The 19,986-nt window shown below is 55.8% G+C and carries 19 protein-coding genes; 3 read left to right on the top strand and 16 right to left on the bottom strand.

All coding sequences use genetic code 11. The features are described 5' to 3' along the window. Nucleotides 1-7: 7 nt before the first annotated feature. From fusA to rny, 12 genes are all read right to left on the bottom strand, one after another. A complete protein-coding gene (gene fusA / locus BLW59_RS12635; protein ID WP_029540491.1) occupies nt 8-2,086 on the bottom strand; it encodes an elongation factor G in 2,079 nt (692 codons plus the stop codon). A gap of 39 nt (nt 2,087-2,125) precedes the next feature. Beyond that, the gene (gene rpsG / locus BLW59_RS12630; protein ID WP_029540493.1) at nt 2,126-2,596 is read right to left on the bottom strand and encodes a 30S ribosomal protein S7; all 471 of its coding nucleotides are present in this window, start codon (nt 2,594-2,596) and stop codon (nt 2,126-2,128) included. A gap of 39 nt (nt 2,597-2,635) precedes the next feature. After that, a complete protein-coding gene (rpsL, locus tag BLW59_RS12625) occupies nt 2,636-3,013 on the bottom strand; it encodes a 30S ribosomal protein S12 (protein WP_029540495.1) in 378 nt (125 codons plus the stop codon). Nucleotides 3,014-3,091: 78 nt separating this feature from the next. Beyond that, the gene (locus BLW59_RS12620) at nt 3,092-3,337 is read right to left on the bottom strand and encodes a ribosomal L7Ae/L30e/S12e/Gadd45 family protein (RefSeq protein WP_029540496.1); all 246 of its coding nucleotides are present in this window, start codon (nt 3,335-3,337) and stop codon (nt 3,092-3,094) included. A gap of 306 nt (nt 3,338-3,643) precedes the next feature. Further along, nucleotides 3,644-6,742, bottom strand: coding sequence for an efflux RND transporter permease subunit (locus tag BLW59_RS12615; protein WP_074698081.1), 3,099 nt, complete (start codon nt 6,740-6,742; stop codon nt 3,644-3,646). After that, nucleotides 6,739-7,983: an efflux RND transporter periplasmic adaptor subunit gene (locus BLW59_RS12610; RefSeq protein ID WP_318258567.1), complete on the bottom strand. Its 1,245-nt coding sequence runs from the start codon at nt 7,981-7,983 to the stop codon at nt 6,739-6,741. Before BLW59_RS12610 ends, BLW59_RS12615 begins: the two co-directional genes overlap by 4 nt. 91 nt (nt 7,984-8,074) lie before the next feature. Continuing rightward, a complete protein-coding gene (locus BLW59_RS12605; protein ID WP_029540501.1) occupies nt 8,075-8,905 on the bottom strand; it encodes an Asp23/Gls24 family envelope stress response protein in 831 nt (276 codons plus the stop codon). A gap of 14 nt (nt 8,906-8,919) precedes the next feature. Beyond that, the gene (locus BLW59_RS12600) at nt 8,920-9,744 is read right to left on the bottom strand and encodes a PHP domain-containing protein (protein ID WP_029540502.1); all 825 of its coding nucleotides are present in this window, start codon (nt 9,742-9,744) and stop codon (nt 8,920-8,922) included. Nucleotides 9,745-9,773: 29 nt separating this feature from the next. Further along, complete coding sequence (locus tag BLW59_RS12595; RefSeq protein ID WP_029540503.1) at nt 9,774-10,034, bottom strand: stage V sporulation protein S; 261 nt, start codon at nt 10,032-10,034, stop codon at nt 9,774-9,776. Between the two features lie 129 nt (nt 10,035-10,163). Beyond that, the gene (locus tag BLW59_RS12590; protein ID WP_175463438.1) at nt 10,164-10,943 is read right to left on the bottom strand and encodes a TIGR00282 family metallophosphoesterase; all 780 of its coding nucleotides are present in this window, start codon (nt 10,941-10,943) and stop codon (nt 10,164-10,166) included. 16 nt (nt 10,944-10,959) lie between these two features. Continuing rightward, nucleotides 10,960-11,520, bottom strand: coding sequence for a hypothetical protein (locus BLW59_RS12585; RefSeq protein ID WP_139283671.1), 561 nt, complete (start codon nt 11,518-11,520; stop codon nt 10,960-10,962). A gap of 83 nt (nt 11,521-11,603) precedes the next feature. Next, nucleotides 11,604-13,148 (bottom strand): ribonuclease Y, encoded by a 1,545-nt coding sequence (gene rny, locus BLW59_RS12580; RefSeq protein WP_074698079.1) that lies wholly within the window; start codon nt 13,146-13,148, stop codon nt 11,604-11,606. Nucleotides 13,149-13,384: 236 nt separating this feature from the next. Here rny and BLW59_RS12575 point away from each other — a divergent pair, with 236 nt between their 5' ends. Then, entirely contained in the window at nt 13,385-13,675 is a 291-nt protein-coding gene (locus BLW59_RS12575; protein ID WP_029540509.1) for a hypothetical protein, read from the top strand. Here the strand turns inward: BLW59_RS12575 and BLW59_RS12570 are convergent, their stop codons facing one another. Further along, the gene (locus BLW59_RS12570; RefSeq protein ID WP_074698078.1) at nt 13,676-14,716 is read right to left on the bottom strand and encodes a nucleoside/nucleotide kinase family protein; all 1,041 of its coding nucleotides are present in this window, start codon (nt 14,714-14,716) and stop codon (nt 13,676-13,678) included. It abuts the gene before it with no gap. Nucleotides 14,717-14,847: 131 nt separating this feature from the next. Between BLW59_RS12570 and BLW59_RS12565 the strand changes: the two genes are divergently transcribed. Beyond that, complete coding sequence (locus BLW59_RS12565) at nt 14,848-15,933, top strand: M48 family metallopeptidase (RefSeq protein WP_413778193.1); 1,086 nt, start codon at nt 14,848-14,850, stop codon at nt 15,931-15,933. A 15-nt stretch (nt 15,934-15,948) separates the two neighbouring features. Further along, nucleotides 15,949-17,007 carry an AI-2E family transporter gene (locus BLW59_RS12560; protein WP_074698076.1) on the top strand — a complete coding sequence of 353 codons (1,059 nt, stop codon included), beginning with the start codon at nt 15,949-15,951 and terminating at the stop codon, nt 17,005-17,007. A 73-nt stretch (nt 17,008-17,080) separates the two neighbouring features. Here BLW59_RS12560 and BLW59_RS12555 read toward each other — a convergent pair whose 3' ends face one another. The 3 genes from BLW59_RS12555 to BLW59_RS12545 form a co-directional block, all read right to left on the bottom strand. Then, nucleotides 17,081-17,467 (bottom strand): desulfoferrodoxin family protein, encoded by a 387-nt coding sequence (locus tag BLW59_RS12555; RefSeq protein ID WP_029540514.1) that lies wholly within the window; start codon nt 17,465-17,467, stop codon nt 17,081-17,083. A 127-nt stretch (nt 17,468-17,594) separates the two neighbouring features. Then, nucleotides 17,595-19,259, bottom strand: a complete 1,665-nt coding sequence (locus BLW59_RS12550; protein ID WP_175463437.1) for a ShlB/FhaC/HecB family hemolysin secretion/activation protein — start codon at nt 19,257-19,259, stop codon at nt 17,595-17,597. 160 nt (nt 19,260-19,419) lie between these two features. Beyond that, nucleotides 19,420-19,986 (bottom strand): hypothetical protein (locus BLW59_RS12545; protein ID WP_217634619.1); only part of this gene is annotated, 567 nt, incomplete at its 5' end.

Below are 19,986 nucleotides of genomic sequence, written 5' to 3'. Positions count from 1 at the left end.
TCCTCCCTTATTCGCCCTTATTCTTGGCAGTTACAGCGTCGGCTATATTCTTGGGAACCTCATCATAGTAGGAAACCTCCATGGAGTAGTTCCCGCGACCCTGTGTCTTGGAACGCAGATCCGTCGAGTAACCGAACATCTCGGACAGAGGAACGAACGCATTGATGACCTGTGCACCATTGCGCGGCTCCATGCCGTCGATGCGGCCGCGGCGGGAGTTAAGGTCGCCAATGACATCGCCCATGTAATCCTCAGGAACGATGACCTCAACCTTAACATACGGCTCGAGGAGAACCGGGTTGGCCTTCTCGGCACCGTTCTTGAATGCCATGGAACCGGCAATCTTGAACGCAGCCTCGGAAGAGTCGACTTCGTGGAAAGAACCATCGTAGACAGTAGCCTTCACATCGACCACCGGATAACCGGCTACGACGCCAGACTCCATAGCCTGCTTGACACCTTCCTCGATGGGCTTGATGAATTCCTTGGGAATAGCACCGCCCACAACCTTATTCTCGAAGCTGAAGCCTGCGCCAGCTTCCTGGGGCTCCAGCTTGAGCCAGCAGTGACCATACTGACCGTGACCACCGGACTGGCGAACGAACTTGCCTTCTGCCTCGACGGTCTTGCGGATGGTCTCGCGATAAGCAACCTGGGGCTCGCCGACCTTGCAGTCCACTTTGAATTCGCGGAGCATACGGTCAACGATGATCTGCAGGTGAAGCTCACCCATGCCGGAGATGATGCACTGGCCAGTCTCCTGGTCGGTGTGGACCCGGAAGGTCGGATCCTCTTCTGCCAGCTTCTGGAGAGCAACGCCCATCTTCTCCTGGTCGTTCTTGGTAGCCGGCTCAACCGCAACGGAGATAACCGGATCCGGGAAGACCATGGACTCAAGGATAATCTGATTTGCCTCGTCGCAAAGGGTATCACCAGTGGTGGTATCCTTCAGGCCCACAGCTGCTGCGATATCGCCGCTGTAAACCCTGTCGATTTCCTTACGGTTGTTAGCGTGCATCTGGAGGATACGGCCGATACGCTCTTTCTTGCCCTTAGTGGAGTTGTACACATAAGAACCAGACTCAAGCACACCGGAGTATACACGGAAGAATGCCAGCTTACCGACATAGGGATCAGTCATGATCTTGAATGCCAAAGCGGAGAAGGGCTCCTCATCGCTGGAAGGACGGTGGTCTTCCTCACCGCTGTCGGGATTCACACCCTTGATGGGAGGAATGTCCGTCGGAGCGGGCATGTAGTCAACCACAGCATCCAGCAGAGGCTGAACACCCTTGTTGCGATAAGAAGTACCGCAGACAACAGGCACCATGTTGCAGGTAACGGTAGCCTTGCGGATAACCTTCTTGATATCCTCTTCGGTGATATCCTCACCGCCGAGGTACTTCTCCATGAACTCGTCATCCTGCTCGGAGCAAGCTTCGAGCAGCTTCTCGCGATATTCTTCAGCCATATCCTTCATGTCATCGGGAATGGCAACCTCATCCGCGACTTTGCCAAGATCGTCTTCATAAACGATGGCTTCCATCTTCACGAGGTCGATGATACCCTGGAAGCTGTCCTCTGCGCCGATGGGCAGCTGGATAGCAACTGCATTGGCATTGAGGCGCTCCTCCATCATCTTGATGACGTTGAAGAAGTCCGCACCGGTAATGTCCATCTTGTTGACATAAGCCATGCGGGGAACCTGGTATTTCTCAGCCTGGCGCCAAACGGTCTCAGTCTGAGGCTCAACACCACCGCGGGCAGTCAGGACTGCCACAGCGCCGTCAAGCACGCGCAGGGAACGCTCAACCTCTACCGTGAAGTCCACGTGGCCCGGCGTATCAATGATGTTGATACGATGGTTCTTCCAGTGGCAGGTGGTAGCTGCGGAAGTAATGGTTATACCGCGCTCCTGCTCCTGAACCATCCAGTCCATGGTAGCAGCGCCATCATGAACCTCACCGATCTTGTGGTTTACACCCGTGTAGAAGAGGATACGTTCCGTGGTGGTCGTCTTACCAGCATCGATGTGAGCCATGATACCGATATTACGAGTTTTTTCAAGGGAAAACTCTCTTGCCACTTTTTATTTCTCTCCTTATATATAGATACGGTCTGGGAATTACCAGCGATAATGTGCGAACGCCTTGTTGGCTTCTGCCATCTTGTGCGTATCTTCCTTCTTCTTGATCGCTGCGCCCGTGTTGTTGGCCGCATCCATCAGCTCACCGGAAAGACGAGCATCCATGGTCTTCTCACCACGGAGACGAGCATAGTTTACGAGCCAGCGGATACCGAGAGTCATGCGGCGGTCCGGACGAACCTCCACAGGAACCTGATAGTTCGCACCACCCACGCGGCGGGCACGGACCTCAAGAACCGGCATGACATTCTTCAGGGCAGTCTCGAAGACTTCCAGGGGATCCTTGCCGGTCTTGGCACGGATCGTCTCGAATGCATCGTAAACGACACGCTCAGCAACGCTCTTCTTGCCGGAGAGCATTACCTTGTTGATGAATTTCGTAACCGTCTTGCTGTGGTACACCGGATCCGGCAGTACATCGCGCTTCGGTACGGAACCTTTTCTTGGCATTGTTTTACCTCCTTATCATAATCTTTTTAAGCCGTCAGCTTATTTCTTCTTCGCTTTCTTAGCACCGTACTTGCTGCGGGCCTGACCACGATCCTGCACACCTGCAGTATCGAGGGAACCACGAATGATGTGGTAACGAACACCCGGCAGATCCTTAACACGGCCGCCACGAATCAGAACAACGCTGTGCTCCTGAAGATTATGACCAATGCCCGGAATGTATGCAGTGACCTCGATGCTGTTCGTCAGACGAACACGAGCCACCTTACGCAGTGCAGAGTTCGGCTTCTTCGGCGTGCTGGTATAAACACGAGTGCAGACGCCGCGCTTCTGCGGGCAATTCTTCAGTGCTGGTGCTTTGGACTTCTCCTGCATGCTCTTCCTGCTCTTACGAACTAACTGGTTGATAGTTGGCATACATGCACCTCCTTCCTTCATATTGAGAATTTATTATTTATTATAAGCAGCGGTTAGGCCGCTTATTAACAAATAAGCTTACCTGAGTACGGCAATTGCTGCCGCGCCGACTTCGATGCCGCAGGCCGCGCCCAGGGCCTTCATGGATTCTGTTTCCAGAACCTCTATGCCCTCCGCCCGGCAGAGCTCCTTCAACGGCTCTGCGATGCGTTCATCAGCATCGCCGGCCAGCAGGACCTGCCCTGCGCTGTGGCGTTTCACAGCCTTGGTGACCTGCTTGAGGCCGATCACCTTTTTGGCATCCTTAAGTGTTTCCAGATTCATCGTTTGCACTCCCCTGTACACTTTCCTTGCGCCCCTCCCGGAGCACTTCTATATATTAGCACCCCCTAAAATCCTTGTCAACACTTTATTTACAAAGTTTTTTGTGTCCACGTGCCCTAGCGTGTCATAATGAAAAAACAGGACAAAAACTCCCTCTTGTTTCATCAAAAAGCCCCTTTTTGTCCACTGTATACACGCAAATCACGCCCAAACAGGATAATTTTCTCACGAAAATTTTTTTCTTTCCATATTAAACTCATAAAACGCCTCCCGATACTCAAATTCTTGTACCGGAAGGCGTTTCCTTCAAAGGCTCTTATCAAGAGCAGTACCTGTCTCCCTCTGCCCCTCTTTCCTTTCATAGAAAAACAAAAAGATGATGGGAATCACCAGCAAAGTAAAGACCGTGGAAGTCAGAAGGCCGCCTATGATGACCCAGGCCATAGAGGAGCGTGTCTCGCTGCCCGCCGTAAGCGACAGGGCCGTGGGCAGCATGCCCGCCATCATGGTGATGGTGGTCATCATGATGGGGCGCAGGCGCACCCTCCCGGCTTCCATGATAGCTTCCATGGCAGTCCTGCCCCTGTCCATCAGGGTCAGGCTGTAGTCTATGAGCAAAGTGCCGTTCTTGGCCACAATGCCGTCCATCACCAGAATGCCTATCAGCGAGTAGAGGTTCAATGTATTGCGGGTCAGCAGCAGCAGCAAGATGGAACCAATCAGCCCCAGGGGCAGGGAAAACATCCTGATGAAAGGCGTGATGGTAGATTCATAGAGCACTGCCAGCAGCATATAGATAAGCACCAGCGCCAGTAACAGTGCCGACAGCAGCTCGCCGAAGGCCTCGTCCATCCTGTCAGCCTGCCCTCTGAATTTATAGGTGACGCCTTCCCCAAGATCTGCCTTGGCCAGAGCCTTCCTCACATCCTTGGTCACCTCGCCTATGGGCCGGCCGCTGAGATTGGCACCGATGGCAGAGGCCCTCTGCTTGTCAATGCGCCTTATGCTGACGGGGCCCCTGCCGCTCTTTATCTCCGCCACATCTCCCAGATAAATGAGTTTGCCGGAAGAAATGATGGGTATGCGGGCCACGTCCGAAGCCTTGTAGCCGTCCGCCCCCAAAAAGCGCACCTTGATATCCGTGTCCCTGCCGCCGTTAGCGCGGTCATTCTTCAGCTCACCGGCGGAAAGGCCTGAAATGGCTGAGGCAAAGGCCGTCTCCACTTCTCCCAGGGAAGTGCCGTAAGTCTTGAGCTTTTCCCTGTCCACTCTCAGCTGCAACTCGGGCATCCCCTCCTGATAGGTGCTGTTCACATCTGTCAGCCCCGGAATCCCTTCCAGGATCGCTATGGTCTTTTCCGTAGCTTCCTCCAGGATGTCGCTGTGATTGCTCCTGAGCTCCAGCTGCAGGGCTCCTGCCCCGTTCCTGGGGCCGTTGCCGGAAACGCCTGCCACATTTGTCTGGGACTCTGCCACCCGCACATCTGCTTCATGGATGCCGGCGGCAAAGGCCCTTATCTCGTCTGCCACCTGCCAGACAGAGCGGCCGCGCTCCCGCCGGTCATAGAGCTGCACCTTAATCCTGCCTTCATAGGCAGTGGAGCCCCCCGCCTGGGTCATATAGTATTTCACCTCAGGCAGCTGGGAGAGTTTTTCTTCCAGCTTGCGGGCCACTCTGTCCGTTTCCTCCGCCGAGGAACCTACAGGGGCCTGGATGCTCACCACAAAGGCGGATTCATCCGTGCGGGGCATGAATTCCGAGCCCACCGCCCCCAGGGGCACCAAAGCCAGCACTCCCAGGAAGATGCCCAGTATGCCCAGCAAGAGCTTTTTCCTGTTGGTCAGGCTCCAGAGGAGCATCTTTTCATAGCGGGCCTGCGCCCTTTCCTCCAGCCTGTCCATAAAACGCCAGAGGGGCTTGTCATCAGGCCTGTACCCCAGCCGGTAGAATTTGGAAGCCAGCATGGGGGTGAGGGTGAAGGATACAAAGAGGGAGAACGCCCCTGCAAAGACGATGGTCAGGCCGAACTGGCGGAAGTACTGCCCGGTCATGCCCTCCATAAAGGCGATGGGCATGAAGACCGCCGCATCGCAGAGAGTGATGGCCACCGCCGCCATGCCAATTTCCATGCGGCCGTTTTCCGCCGCCTCCTCCGGCCCCTCCCCCAGTCCCAGATGCCTGATGATGTTTTCCAGCACCACGATGGCATCATCCACCAGGATGCCGATGCAGAGGGTCATGCCCATGAGGGACATCATGTTGAAGGTGAAGCCGAAGACATACATGACAAAGAAGGTGGCGATAAGGGAGGTGGGAATGGCAATCATCACCGCCGCCGTGGAACGCCAGCCCCTCAGGAAGAAGAACAGCACCAGCCCCGTGGTGCAAAGTCCTTCCACCAGAGTCATCACCGTGTTGTGCAGGGAGGTTTCCACATAATCCGCGTCGCTGGACACCAGTACGAACTCATACTCCGGATAATCCCGCCTGAGCCTTTCCAGTTTTTCCCGGACGTTCTTGTCAGTCTCCACCACATTGGCATCGCTGTTCTTGTAGACCAGCACATTGATGGCATCCTGCCCGTTGAGCCTGCCGTAGCGGGAAGCACGGGCAGACTGCTCCCTGACCTCAGCCACAGAAGTCAGGGGCACTTTGCTCCCTGCAGAATTTGCCACCTGCACCTGCTGTATTTCTGCCACATCACGATACTGGGCGATGAGCCGCACATCCGACTGGGTGGCCTCCGTATAGACAGAGCCCGAGGGCAGCAGCTGGTTTTCCTTCCTGATGGCTGAGGCAATCTTGTCAAGGGTCAGGCCGTAAACGGCCATCTTGTCCCTGTCCACCTCCACCGCCACTTCCCTGTCCCGGCCGCCGTGGAGTTCCACCTCAGACACACCGCCCGCCTGCTGCAGCACCTCCTGGAAGACATTCTCCGTCTGGGTGTAGGTATCTGCCAGGCCGTAGGGTGACAGCACCGCCAGCTCCACAATGGGCTTGGCATTGAGATCCCGCTTGATGACCACGGGAGCATCAGCCTCATCCGGCAGCCTGTTCTTGATGGAATCCACTTTCTTGGTGGCCTCGATAGCCGCCAGGTCAGCATCTGTATCAAACTCCAGCTCCAGCCCGATTCGGGCCTGCTCGTAGCTGGCAGTAGAGGTTATCTTCTTCACACCGGACACGGAGGACAGGGCATCCTCCACCGGCCGCACGATTTCCTGTTCCACAGACTCGGCGCTGGCCCCTGGGTACTTCACCCGCACAGTGACATAGGGGGTGTTGATATCCGGCAGGAGTTCCACCCCAATGCGGTAATAGCTGTAGAGCCCCAGCACCACGAAGAAGGCCACGATCATGGAAATGCCCACAGGCCGCTGGATGGAAAAACGGGTGATATTCATAGCACTTCCACCGCCGTTCCCTGCTGCAGCCTGTCAAGATTGGAAATGATGACTTCCTCCCCTTCTGAAAGGCCCTCCAGTATCTCCGCCTCCTGGTCGTTTTCCAACCCCAGCCGCACTTCTCTCGTTTCCGCCTTGCCATCTGCCCCCAATACATAGACCAGCTGCCTGCCGTTGCGGGAAAGCACCGCCTCCTTGGGCACGAAAAGGGTGTCCCTGCGCTGAAGCACATCAAGGGCAGTATGGGCAAAGAGCCCGGCCTTGATGTCCAGCTCCTCCCCCAAAAGCTCGATGCGCACCTGATAGCTCTTGGCCGCTTCGTCCATGGCAGGGCTCACGTAGACAATGCGTCCCGGATAAGACCTGCCCATAGCATCCACGGTAACACTAACCTCCATGCCCGGAGTCAGCACCGCCGCATCATTTTCCGACAAGGTGCAGTCCACCTTCATGCGGCTGTTGTCCACGAGGCTAAGGACCTTGGTCCCCGCAGAGATTATCTCACCTGCCTCCGCCTTGCGGTAGCCGATAACGCCGGCACGCGGAGCCCGAAGCACCATATCCTCACGCTGCTGCCGCAGGGCCTCTGCACCATGTCCGGCCTTTTCTGCCGTGAAAGCCTTGGACTGGACAGAAGCTGCATCCCCGCCTTCCACCTGATTTTCCAAAATCTCAAAAGCAGCCCGGCTGGCCAGATACTCCTGCTTCACTGCATCCAGCCTGTCCTGGGAAATAGCGCCAATAGAGAAGAGATAGACATTCCTCTCATATCTGCTCTCCTCCAGCTCATAATCATTGCGGGCCTTCAGATAGTTGGCTTCGTAGGAGGCCGCCGCCTCCCGGGCATCTGCCTCTGCTGCTCCTGCAGCTGCTGACTGCTGCAGGATGGAGATATCAAGGTCAGCGGTATCCTGCACCAGAAGCACCTGTCCCGCCTCCACCTTATCTCCCAGCTGCACCAGCACCTCAGCGACCCTGCCCGTATATTTGGGCGCCAGGGCAACATCAGCTTCTGCCACAGTCTGGCCGGAGAGCAGGATATGGCGGTTGAGGTCAGAGCGCTGCAGGACCACCGTCTTCACAACCGGCTTATGCTCCCTGCCCCCCCGCTTTTCCCCGCCCTCCTGCTGAACATACAGGTAGACAGCAAAAGCTGCCAGCAGGGCTGCCAGCAGCACAAAACGCCCCTTGCCCAAATGCCGCCAACGCTCCAAAATCCCCATGCATCCCTCTCTGCCCATGACAAACTCCTTTGTGTACCCTAAAATAACTACGAAAAATCCCTGAGAAGCAGCAAATGCCCCTCAGGGATTCATATTTCAATCTCAAGCCTCATGCCTGGACATACAATGCCTTTACCACAATATCCACCTCGTGGACCATCATGCCAGTCATGTACTCCACTGCCTGCCGCACCGCCCGCTGGGTCTTGGTGATCAGCGTGGGAATGTGGTTCCCGTAGGTAAGCACCACAGAGCAGGACACCTTCAACCCCATGTCCTCATCTCCCTGGTAGAGATGGCTCACATTGATGTGGCCTATTTCACTGATGTCACCCTCCAGCACCACCTTGCGCACGATCGCCGCCACGGCATGGTCATCGATACTGAGCTTGCCGTAGTAGCTGAACACAGGCCGCACAATGGATTTCTCTCCCAGGCGCCTGCGCTTGTTAGAAGAACGCTTGAAAAATGATTGCACCGGATCAATGAGGAAACCGGAAAAATGCGGCTTCAGCTCGATGGTGGGCACGGGAATGATATGCTTGCCCTGCTTGAGCCGGTAGAACTGCGCCTTCTCAATATCCGACTTGCTGGCAATATCCTCGATATTGATGATCTGAGAAATGGCTGGCAGCTTCAGGGCGCGGGCAATCTTGTGCACCATGTTCTCCGAGGTGCCCAGCACCAGGATGCGGTGAGGATTGACCTTCCCTATGGCCTTGCGCACCTCTTCAGCATGGCCCGGCAGGATGAAAATCGCCCTGCGCACAGCCATGATCTTGCTGACCTCCTGCTTGGCAGAGTGGCCTGCGATGATCTTGCCGTCGCTGATGAGTATGCCGTCATCAATGATGGCATCCGCCTTGTGCTTGTGGGCGATGACCAGGGCCCGATGGCTCTTGCCTGTGCCGCTGGGGCCCACCAGGGCGATTACGTCCATAAGTCTCTCTCCTGTCAGCTTTCAGGACGGTAGAACTTCTCCGCCCACACATCTTCAATGGTAAACATCCCCAGGTTCTGGGGGAAGCGGGTGGCATAGCCATGGAAGTCCGAGCCCCCGGATATAAGCAGGCCGTACTTCTCTGCCATGAGCCTGTAGCGCTCCACATCCTCCGGCTCATGCTGGGGGTAGAAGACCTCCAGCCCCTCAATGCCAGACTGGCAGAGCTTTTCCACCAGTTCATCATCCCCTACCAGTTTGGGGTGAGCCAGCACAGGAGTTCCCCCTGCAGCCTTGATAAGCTCGATGATTTCCTCTGTTTCCAGATGATAATGTGGCACATAAGCAGGCATACCCTTTTGCAACAGGGCTTCAAAGGCCTCCCGGATGGAACCGAAGTACCCCTTCTTCACCAGTATGCGGGCTATGTGGGAGCGGCTGATGGACCTGCTGTCCCCCGCAATGGTCAGTACCTCTGTCTCTGTGATCTGGTATCCCAGACTGCAAAGCTTCTCCACCATCTCGCTGAAACGCGTCCAGCGAGCCTCCGTCACATCGTTGAGCTTGTCTATGAGATCCCTGTAGTAGATATCCACATTATATCCCAGGATATGTATTTCATGCACAGGATGATGGGCGCTGAATTCTATCCCAGGAATGATCTTCAGCCCCTTTACAGGCAATAAGCCATTTTCATACAGATGGCCCACCCCCTCCACCGTATCGTGGTCGGTGATGGCCAAATAATTCAGTCCTGCTTCCTTTGCGGCCGCCACAACTTCCTCCGGGGTCAGTTTGCCATCGGAATAACTCGTGTGGACATGCAAATCGCTTGGCATCCTGCTATCAACTCCTATTCCTGTTTCCTTCAGCGGGGTTCCACTATCAACTTGATGGCTGTACGCTCCTCGCCTTCAATCTTGATGTCCGTGAAAGCCGGTATGCAGATAAGATCCACCCCATGGGGAGCCACAAAACCGCGGGCAATTGCTACTGCCTTGACCGCCTGGTTGAGGGCACCTGCCCCGATGGCCTGCATCTCTGCACTGCCGTTCTCCCGCAGGACACCTGCCAGGGCTCCTGCCACGGAATTAGGATTGGATTTAGCAGATACTTTCAAGATTTCCATGTTCTCAGCACGTCCTCTCTGGTTAATGCAACTGCTTCGATTGCTGGTACAGTTTACCTGTCTAGCTTGGTTCACTTGTTACTGCCATTACTATTCGTCATGCTTTGAAAAAATCCTTCTAAAATAAATTTATTCCGTGATGAGAATAGGCTCTATGCCCATGGTCTTGTTGGTCTTATCGTCAATCTCCACTATCACTGCAGAAAAAACCTGGGGCCCCTGGTCCTCCACCTCAAAGCGCACGGGGAGCCCTGTGGTGAACTTGTAGATGATCTTGTCCGTCTTGACACCCAGCACGGAGTTCCAGGGACCAACCATGCCAAGGTCAGTGATATAAGCAGTGCCCTGGGGCAATATCCTGGCATCGGCGGTCTGGATATGGGTATGGGTGCCCACCACTCCGTTCACCTTGCCGTCCAGGTACCAGCCCATGGCCATCTTCTCCGAGGTAGTCTCAGCATGGAAATCCAGGAAGATGATGTCGCACTGGCCTGCCATTTCCTTCAGCAGCTCGTCCACCTTCTGGAAAGGGCAGTCCAGGGCAGGCATGAAGGACCGCCCTGAAAGATTCATTACTCCGATGGTCTTGGCCTTGAAGGGATAAAGGCAATAGCCCTTACCCGGAGCCCCCTCAGGGTAATTGGCAGGGCGGATGAGGAAGGGCTCGCTATCGATAAACTCCAACACATCCTTCTTGTCCCAGACATGATTGCCGGTGGTGACAATATCCGCCCCGCCGCTGTAAAGCTCGTCCAGGGAAGTGCGGGTAAGGCCTTTGCCGGAGGCAGAATTTTCCCCGTTGACAATGACCACATCTACACTTTTTTCCTTGCGCAGCTTCTGCACATATTCACGGAACGCCCGGCGGCCCGGCCGGCCGATGACGTCCCCCACTAACATGACTCGCAAATTCTTTCTCCTTAAACTACCTGTTATACACCACCACCCGGTCATTTTCCCGGACGGCAGCCATGCGCTCCTTGATGATGATATCCGGAGCCTGATCCAGCAGCTGGTCCAAAAGCTCGCTGTGCATAGCGGCAAAGTCCGGCTCCAGATTAGCTTCCGTATGGCTGTCCACCAGCAGGCTCTCACCGAATCTGTCCAGCATGAGCTCTGCCATGACCTCAAGTTCGCCCCGGGACAGGTCTATGAGATTCCTGGACACATGGATAAGCAGGGTGTCTCCCTGCTCCTCTGACTCTACCGAAGACCAGACATACACGCCTTCCTCAATATCATGATAGGCATCCAGGCTTTCCTGCAGGAAACTTGCAAATTTATCCACTTCCCTGCCCGGAGGAAGGGGCTGTTTCACCATGAAGGTGAGTTCCAGCCTGTCCCTCCCGGGGTCATAAGTGACCGCCGCAATCTCGGGATAGCAGACCAGGAGCGAGCCTAAAAGCTGGACTCCTATCTGCATCTGGTTCTGTCGGGGGTTCCTGCCCTTGTCCTCCTGCTTGAAAAACTGCTTAAATCCAAACATGAGCCTCACTCCCTTCTCCAAAAGCAAAAGGAGGGCGCCGGAGAAAAATCTCTTGCACCCTCCTTTTATGATTTACTGAATTCTTACTTGGCGTAATCCACCACGCGGGTCTCGCGGATGACCGTAGCCTTGATCTGGCCAGGATACTCAAGCTCATCTTCAATGCGCTTGACGATATTGTGAGCCAGAGCCGCAGCCTCGGCATCATCCACCTTGTCCGGCTTCACCATGACGCGGATCTCGCGGCCTGCCTGGATGGCGAAGCAACGCTCCACGCCCTCGAAGGACTCAGCGATTTCCTCCAGGCTCTTGAGGCGCTTGAGGTAAGACTCAAGGCTCTCACGGCGGGCACCGGGACGGGCAGCGGACACGGCGTCAGCTGCTGCCACCAGCACGGATTCCACGCAGGTGGGCTCGCAGTCCCCATGATGGGAAGCCACGGCGTTGATGATATCCTTGGACTCGCGGAACTTGCGGGCAAGGTCTGCACCGATGGCGGTATGGGAACCCTCCACCTCGTGGTCAATGGCCTTGCCGATGTCGTGGAGGAGACCTCCCCGCTTGGCCAGCATTACGTCACAGCCCAGCTCTGCCGCCATGACACCAGCCAGATGAGAAACCTCGATGGAGTGATTCAGCACGTTCTGCCCATAGCTGGTGCGGTAGCGCAGACGGCCCAGGAGCTTCACCAGCTCCGGATGGATGCCGTGGACACCAGTATCGAAGGTAGCCTGCTCGCCGGCCTCCTTGATGCGCTGGTCAACCTCCCGCTTGGCCTTCTCCACCATTTCCTCAATGCGGGCAGGATGGATGCGGCCGTCCTGGATGAGCTTCTCCAAAGCGATGCGGGCAATCTCACGGCGCACCGGGTCAAAGCCGGAGAGAATCACAGCCTCGGGCGTATCATCGATGATGAGGTCAATGCCCGTCATGGTCTCAAGGGTACGGATATTGCGACCCTCGCGGCCGATGATGCGGCCTTTCATTTCATCGTTAGGCAGAGCCACTACCGAAACAGTAGTCTCAGCCACATGGTCTGCAGCGCAGCGCTGGATAGCAGTGGAAAGGATTTCGCGTGCCTTCTTGTCTGCTTCATCCCGGGTCTGCTGCTCGTATTCCTTGATTTTCATGGCCTTTTCGTGCTGGAGCTCTTCCTCCGTCTCAGCCATGATCATGGTGCGGGCTTCCTCAGTTGTCAGGCTTGAGATACGCTCAAGCTCCGCTTTCTGCTGGGCATGGAGTTCATCAACCGCCGCCTGGGTCTTGTCCAGCCGCTCTTCCTTGCGGGACAGAGTGCTTTCCTTCTTCTCCAGGGACTCCAGCTTCCTGTCCAGATTCTCTTCCTTCTGGACAATCCGCCGCTCCTGGCGCTGGATTTCACTCCTGCGCTCCTTGGTGTCACGGTCAAGTTCCTGACGCTGGCGATGTATCTCTTCTTTGGCCTCAAGCAAAGCTTCTTTCTTCTTGGTCTCTCCCTGCTGCCTGGCTTCTGCCACTATGCGCTGGGCTTCTGTCTCTGCCGAGCCAATCTGTGCTTCTGCGGTGCGTTTGCGAGCCGTATAGCCTGCGGCTGCGCCGATAACTAGTGCAACTATTACCGCTAATATTACTGTAACGATAATACTCACCCCCCTTTTCTTTTTTTTTCATGCTTTAATTTTCATCTGTGTGTATGGCACACCCATACGTATATATTCTAATGTTTTTCCCTGTCTCTGTCAAGGAAACATACCGTCTGCGAGTCTTAGAAAACACTATGTGAATTTCATTTAATGCTCGCTGATGGGTGGCAAAAATTCCCGCTTTGCGGTACAATGTAACATGTTTGGATTTGGTTGACTTATGTAATTTGGAGGAACACAATATGCTCAAATGCAGCAAATGCGGCAAAACCTTAGAGGATAAAGATGCTCTGGTGCACAAGGACCCCGAGGGCAACCAGCACATCATCTGCCACGACTGCTTCAAGGAGGCAACCGGCGTTGACTACCAGACCTTTGCCTTCCGCAAGGAAAACGCCAAGCAGACCTTCTTTGCAGTGCTCTTCTGCCTGGCGGCCACCATCTACGCCTTTATGGAAAAAGGCCCCCTGTATGGAGGCCTGGGCATTATCCTTACCATTTTAGTCTACATTTTCGCCAGCAAGGCAAAATAATCACAGGGAAAGTATCCGGCGCACCGCTTCTGGCTTAAGGTCAAAGCGGGCACAGAGCTCCGCCTCTCCCATGCCCCCCTTGTAAAGACGGCGGATGATGTCATCCCGGGCCATGAGAAGGCCTTCTACGAACCCCTTCTCATAGGCCCCTTTGCCTTCTGCCTTTTCCTGGGGGGTAAGCTGGGACATACGGCGGGCCAGTGAATTCAGGAGGGGCGAATCTCCCAGCATCACATCAGGCTTCTTCCAGAGAGACTCTCTGTCCACCATCTTCACCTTGGGGGTGCGCTTCAGCAGGCGGTAGTCCCCGTCAGGCAGCATCTGCCAGGTTTCATCGGCAGGCCAGGAGTCATTCAGGACCCGCTCCACATTCACCCTGTCGCTCTGCTGATAGAACTTCTCCGCCTCCTGCCGGGATTTGCCTCCCTGCACCTTGCGGCTGACCAGGCGCTCCTTCAGGTCCTCTGCCCTGGCCTCGATGAAAACCGTATAATCCGCGTATTCACGCAGTTCCTGCCAGCCGCCGCTGCCCAAAAGCAGCCAGTTGCCCTCCAGGAGCACAATGTCCTGACGGACGGTGATGACATCCTCTATGACATCGTGAATGCTGCGGTCGTAGACTGGCCAGCGGATGTTTTCCGTCCGCACCTGGGCCAGTTTTTCTTTTAGATGCTCCAGATTGAAAGTCTCCGGCGCCCCCTTGATGGCGGTCATGGGTACCATCCTGCCCTCCCGCTCTGTCTTGTGGGTGCGCAGGTAAGCTGCGGTGTGGTGAAAGCCGTCCAGTCCCAGCGCCTGCAGGGACACCAGCCCCTCCACTGATTGGGACAGCTTCTCCAACAGCAGGCAGAGGGTGGACTTTCCTGTGCCCGGCGGAGCTGCCAGAAGAACTATCAGCCTTCTTCCCACCGCTTTCTGTTTTCTCGACATCTGCCTCAGGAAAGGCAGGAAAAGCTCTTGTATGGCAGCCTCATTATACTGCACTTTATGAGCCAGGCCGTTGATCATGAAGCGGCAGCTGCGCCACTGTTTCTCTTTCATATTTCAGCCTCCTTGGCCGCAATTCAACTTATTTCAGCCGTTTTTTTCTTATTTCTCATTGTACTATAATCCTGCTTCTATTGCCAGCTTTCCTTTCAAGGAGTATCATGGTAGACAAGGAGGGATTTACTTTGAACAAGAAAACACTAAAAACAAAAATCGCAGCAGCCTGCCTGGCAGGCACCCTCGCCGCAGGCTTCCAGGGAGCTATGCTTCCGGCCTCAGCAGAAGCTTTGTCCACCGGCTCCGTCATTGGAGCTGTCCTCGGAGGAGCAGCAGCTGCTTCCCAGGCCAACAGTTACATCAAGTATTACAACAACACCGAGCAGGGACGCCAGGAATACTTCCAGGGCATGAAGCAGCAGTACGGTGTGAACAACGATTCTTACCTCAATGAACGCCTGTCAGGCATTATGACCAACCTCACCAAAGCCATCGGCTCAGTTGACTCCACAGTTTATGATAAACCATATAATTATTTCATCAACAATGACCAGAGCTTCAACGCTTTCTGTGCCATGGGCCACAACATGAGCGTCAACAGCGGCCTCTTCAACGTCATCACCAATGACGATGAAATCGCCGTGGTGCTGGGCCACGAAATGGGCCACGGCCAGAAAGACCATCCCGCCAAAGGCATCAAGCGCTCCATTCTCCCCCAGATTCTGGCCAGCGCCACCAATAACATCCTGGGAGACCTCCTGGCCAACACCTGGAACAACCAGGGCATCACCAAGCCCATGGAATGGGAAGCAGACAACCTGGCCTTTGAGTACATGACCCACTCCCCCTATAACCCTGGTGCCTGCGCCGCCGTCTGGCAGCGGGTCATCGACAAGGGAGGCGACAACAAGAACGGAGGCTTCGCCCGCTTCATGGCTGGCGGTTCCGACCATCCCTCCCATTCCTCCCGTCGGGACAATTATGCCAAGAAACTCAATGAATACAGCAACAAGCACGTCACTGTGCAGGACGGCAAGGTGCAGATCAACGGCAAGGACTTTGTCGTTCCCGCCGCTGGTGCTGGCATGAGCGGCGCCGAGCGTTCCTACTTCGTAGCAGGCAACCTCGCTGCCGCCTTCCATAACGGCCACAACAAATCTGCCGCTGCCGTAAACGGCGATGTAGTCATGCTGGGCGCACAGCCCATCATGCAGTGCCTGAATGGGGACGAAAGCGCCCAGGCTTTGGCAGACAGGCTCAATGCCATAAAATAAACAAGGAGCATTTCCATGCAGATTCGTGCCTATCGGACTTCCATCATCCTGGGGCTGGTGTCAGCGGTGCTGCTGTCCGCTTTCTGGTATACCCAGCAGCTGGCCTTCATCGTCTTCCTGTCCCTGCTGCTGAATCTGCTGCTGAATCCCCTGGTGGACAAGCTGGCAAAGAAAATGACCCGGGGGGCGGCAGCTGCAATAGTCATGGTGCTTTTCCTGCTGGTTTCCCTTGGGGTTCTCACCCTGGTGTCCAGCAATTTCCTGCCCACCTTCACCCGCTTTATCAGAGAGTTCCCCCACATTGCAGGCAGGATGCAGGAAACCTGGCTGCTGTCCGGGCCTTCCTTTCTGAAAGAGGAAATGGACACCCTCTGGGAGGGGATGAAAGATGCCAGTGTCCTGGCTCTGAAATCCTCCATGACCCTTATGTTTTCCGCCTTCAGCAAATTCATAGACATGGTCATCATCTTCTTCGTGACCTTCTACCTGCTGAAGGACGGAGAGACCATCAAGGGCTACCTGGCAGGGCTCTTTCCCCATCAGGACAACCGCCGCATCATAAAGCTCTTCAATAAGATTCTCTCTGCCCTGCGCATCTACATCTGCGGGCAGATGATCATCTGCTGCATCACGGCCCTGGTGGTGTTCCTGTACTTCACCATCCGGGATCTGCCTTACGCCTCAGTATTCGCCGTGGTGTCCGGGGTAGCCGAGTTCATACCCGTGCTGGGCCCCACGGTAGCCTCTGCCTTCGGGGTCCTGCTCACCGCCACCACCAGCCCCTGGACAGCCATCCAGACGGCGGGCTTCTATCTGGTGCTCACCCAGATCAACCACAATCTGGTAACCCCAAATATCATAGGCAAATCCCTGAACCTCCACCCCATCGCCATCATTCTTGGGGTGGTGCTGGGCGGGGAACTGCTGGGGGCCGCCGGCATGTTCCTGGCGGTGCCCGTCATCGTTATCTGCAAGCTGGTGATAGAGGACATCTATCTGGCCAGACAGCAGGAACAGGAAAAAATGAAGACCTCCCGCTGGCTCTCCAAGCCAACAGAGGAAGACAGACCATAAGAAAAAAGCTGTGAAGCAATTGGATCTGAGCATCCATCGCTTCACAGCTTTTATTTATGCCGTCTGCCTATTTTCAGAGTTCAGCCTTCCACAAGCCATGCAGGTTGCAGTATTCAAACACCGCCACAGGCTTGTCTCCCTCGGCCAGTCTGAACACCGCCTCAGGCTTGTCCTCAGACGTCAGCTTGCACATCAGGCCGCCTTTTTCCGTCTGCACATGAATCCACTCAATCAGGTGCTCAGGCGTCATGGGATGAGACACCGATCCTACCGCCACCTTCAGAGTCCCTGTCCCGGCATCGAATTCAGCCACCGGTACATGCTTTTCCTGGGCCGCATCGGTGGTATTGGCGGTGAGCTCCGCCATGGCCTCTCCGCAGCACATCATGGTCCCCTTGCCCTCATTGATCAGTCCCACCAGATTGCCGCAACGGCTGCAACGGAAAAATCTGCTTGCCATAACTCTCCCTCCGTATTCACAACACACAGAAAATTCATACCTCCATTGTACCTAAAACCCAGGTGAAACACAAGTAAAACGTACCCGAGGGACGAAATTCCCCCGGGCAACGTTTGCATGTTGCTATTTAGAATACCTTCCCCAGCATAAACCACATCCTCTGCCTGCTATTGGCATCATCGGAGAGGCCGTCTTCAAGGCCGATTCTCCTGGCGTAGTCAAGACGGGCAAACCAGTCATCAGGCTTGGTGTAAGTGACGCCTACACCCCAGCCCTGAAGGGTCTGGCTGCCGCCACGGGTTTTCTCCAGCCTTACGGTGCCGGCATCATAGTAGAGGCTCAGGCTCAGGCCGGGGACTTTGGTGTGGTAGCGGAATTCCAGGGTGCCCAGCACACCTTCGTCACCGGAGACCTCGCCCTGAGGATAGGCCCGCACACCCCGGGCGCCACCCAGATAGATATGCTCGGAGCTGTCCAGATTGCTGCCAGCTATCTGGCCGGAGAGCTTCAGCATGACATCGAAGGGACCGCCCAGTTGCTGGACGGAGGTGAGGTCGAAGGTGCCTTTGCTGAAGGAACCTTTTGTACCATTCAAATCTGCCATGGTCTGGGATATTTCAGAGTCAGGGCTGACGGTGCCTGCATGGAAGGCGGTGCTGTAATGGAGGACATTCCGGGAGGACCGCTTGGTGCCATCAAGACCGATGCTGAAGGAAGTGGAATGGCGGTGGCCGATGTCCATGCCATTGAATTCATCTTTCAGCTTGCGGTAGTTCACCGCATAAGTCAGGCTCACGGCGTTGTCATAGTGGTTCACCAGAGGTGTCCTGCCGTAAAGGCTCACGGTGTCGGATTTGCCCTCTACCCCCAGTTGGCTCCAGATGCTGCCCAACTCGTAGTCGGAGTGGCTGTAGGCCAAGCCCAGAGTGGTCATGCTGTGGCCTACGGGCATCTCATAGGCGATATTGCCCCCGTGCTGCTTGCCGTTGGAAATCAGGGCCCCCACATTCAGGCAGCTGCCATTGCCGCCCAGGTTCTTCCAGTCCCCCTGAAAGCCGTAGCGGTAGCGGCCTGCGGCTCTACTGCCGTAGTTTTCGGCGTAGAGCACATAGGTTGCAGGGTCATCTTTTTTAATGTTGACGGTGAGTTCGCTGGTGCCCTGCTCAGAGCCCGGGGAAAGGACGGCATTGGCCTGAATACCGGGAATGTCCCGGAGATTTCTCAGGGACTGCTCCAGCTTCCCGGCCTCGATGATTTCGCCATTTTTCAGCCCGGCCACGGCACGTTTGGCAATGCGTTCCTTGAGGGCGCTGCCCTCCCCTATTTTTACATTGTCAAAGCGGCCCGGCTCGAAGCGGATCAGCAGCTGCCCATTTTGGGCCGTCTGCTCGGGGATATAGGCAATGGCGGCAGGGTAGCCCTTTTGCCTTGCGTACTGGGTCAGCTGCTCCACGGCGTCGTTCAGCTCGGCGGCGGAGATTTCATGCTTCAGCAGGGGCTTGGTGATGGAAGCAAGTCCTGCTTCGTCCAGCTTCATGCCCTCATGTTCCACACGAATGTCGGTGAGGGTAAACCTGCTGGCCGCTGCCTGCCTTCCCTCCGTATCGGGCAGGCTGCTTTCGATATCAGTCCTGCCCTGCTCTGCCGGCTGGCGGATTTCCTCCCCGGGGTTGGGGACGGCAGGAGCCGCCCCAGCCGTGAGGGGAACGCTCATAAAGGCGGCGGCCAGGATGGAGGCTGCCACTTGGTTGCTGCGGTTTTTTCTGATGTGTCTTGCTCTTGTCTGCCTCAAATTCATCTACCTCGATTTCTGTGAAGTGAATCCGTTAAGTTTCCCTGCCAAACTCCTTCCGCCCCTTCGGGGCACCTCCCTCTGGGAGGGAGGCTTTTTTGCCCCCCCTCCGGGAGGGGGGTGTCAGCGAAGCTGACAGGGGGAGTTCTTTTGCTGTGAGTTATTCGTTTTCCTCGTTGTTCTGACGTTCATTGTCTTCTTGGGCGTTTTCGCCATTATCTCCCTGGGCAGTTTCCTGCTCCCCTGCAGCGCTGTTGTCATTTTGCAGCGTTCCCTGCGGGCTGGCAGCCGGTGCCTCGCTTGAAGCATTGCTATGGGACGGCGCGGCTAAATTCTCTGCGTTCATGGAAACAGGTGCGTTCACGCCCTTGTTTTCCATGGTGAGCATGCCATTGCCAGACAAGGCCATGGGGAGGCCGGCGTTGGCCGGGGCCTCCGGCGTGGCGGCGGGCTGCAGATTTTCCGTCTGGGGATTGGTGACAGGTGTGGCCGAGGCGGCATTGCTCTGGACATTGGGCGTGGTAGCGTTAGTGGCTGCTTCCAGTTGCTGGGTTGTCACGCCACTTTCCTCCAACTTCTTTTCAATAGCTTTTGGCTTATCTGCAGGGGTTGGCTCTGGTTTTGGCATAGGCTCAGGGGTCGGGGTCGGCTCAGGGGTCGGAGTCGGCTCTGGGGTTGGAGTCGGCTCTGGCGTCGGCGTCGGCTCTGGCGTCGGCGTCGGCTCTGG

Source organism: Selenomonas sp. KH1T6, assembly GCF_900108415.1.
GTDB classification, from domain to species: Bacteria; Bacillota; Negativicutes; order Selenomonadales; family Selenomonadaceae; genus Selenomonas_B; species Selenomonas_B ruminantium_A.
This window is presented reverse-complemented; position numbering and strand designations above follow the sequence as displayed.

Coding starts and splice junctions, on each gene's coding strand:
- rpsG (WP_029540493.1), bottom strand. CDS start 2,596: ATGCCAAGAAAAGGTTCCGTACCGAAGCGCGATGTACTGCCGGATCCG.
- BLW59_RS12570 (WP_074698078.1), bottom strand. CDS start 14,716: ATGAAAGAGAAACAGTGGCGCAGCTGCCGCTTCATGATCAACGGCCTG.
- BLW59_RS12610 (WP_318258567.1), bottom strand. CDS start 7,983: ATGGGCAGAGAGGGATGCATGGGGATTTTGGAGCGTTGGCGGCATTTG.
- BLW59_RS12600 (WP_029540502.1), bottom strand. CDS start 9,744: ATGCCAAGCGATTTGCATGTCCACACGAGTTATTCCGATGGCAAACTG.
- BLW59_RS12620 (WP_029540496.1), bottom strand. CDS start 3,337: ATGAATCTGGAAACACTTAAGGATGCCAAAAAGGTGATCGGCCTCAAG.
- BLW59_RS12585 (WP_139283671.1), bottom strand. CDS start 11,520: ATGTTTGGATTTAAGCAGTTTTTCAAGCAGGAGGACAAGGGCAGGAAC.
- BLW59_RS12615 (WP_074698081.1), bottom strand. CDS start 6,742: ATGAATATCACCCGTTTTTCCATCCAGCGGCCTGTGGGCATTTCCATG.
- BLW59_RS12560 (WP_074698076.1), top strand. CDS start 15,949: ATGCAGATTCGTGCCTATCGGACTTCCATCATCCTGGGGCTGGTGTCA.
- BLW59_RS12575 (WP_029540509.1), top strand. CDS start 13,385: ATGCTCAAATGCAGCAAATGCGGCAAAACCTTAGAGGATAAAGATGCT.
- BLW59_RS12555 (WP_029540514.1), bottom strand. CDS start 17,467: ATGGCAAGCAGATTTTTCCGTTGCAGCCGTTGCGGCAATCTGGTGGGA.
- BLW59_RS12605 (WP_029540501.1), bottom strand. CDS start 8,905: ATGGACGTAATCGCCCTGGTGGGCCCCAGCGGCACAGGCAAGAGCCAT.
- BLW59_RS12595 (WP_029540503.1), bottom strand. CDS start 10,034: ATGGAAATCTTGAAAGTATCTGCTAAATCCAATCCTAATTCCGTGGCA.
- rpsL (WP_029540495.1), bottom strand. CDS start 3,013: ATGCCAACTATCAACCAGTTAGTTCGTAAGAGCAGGAAGAGCATGCAG.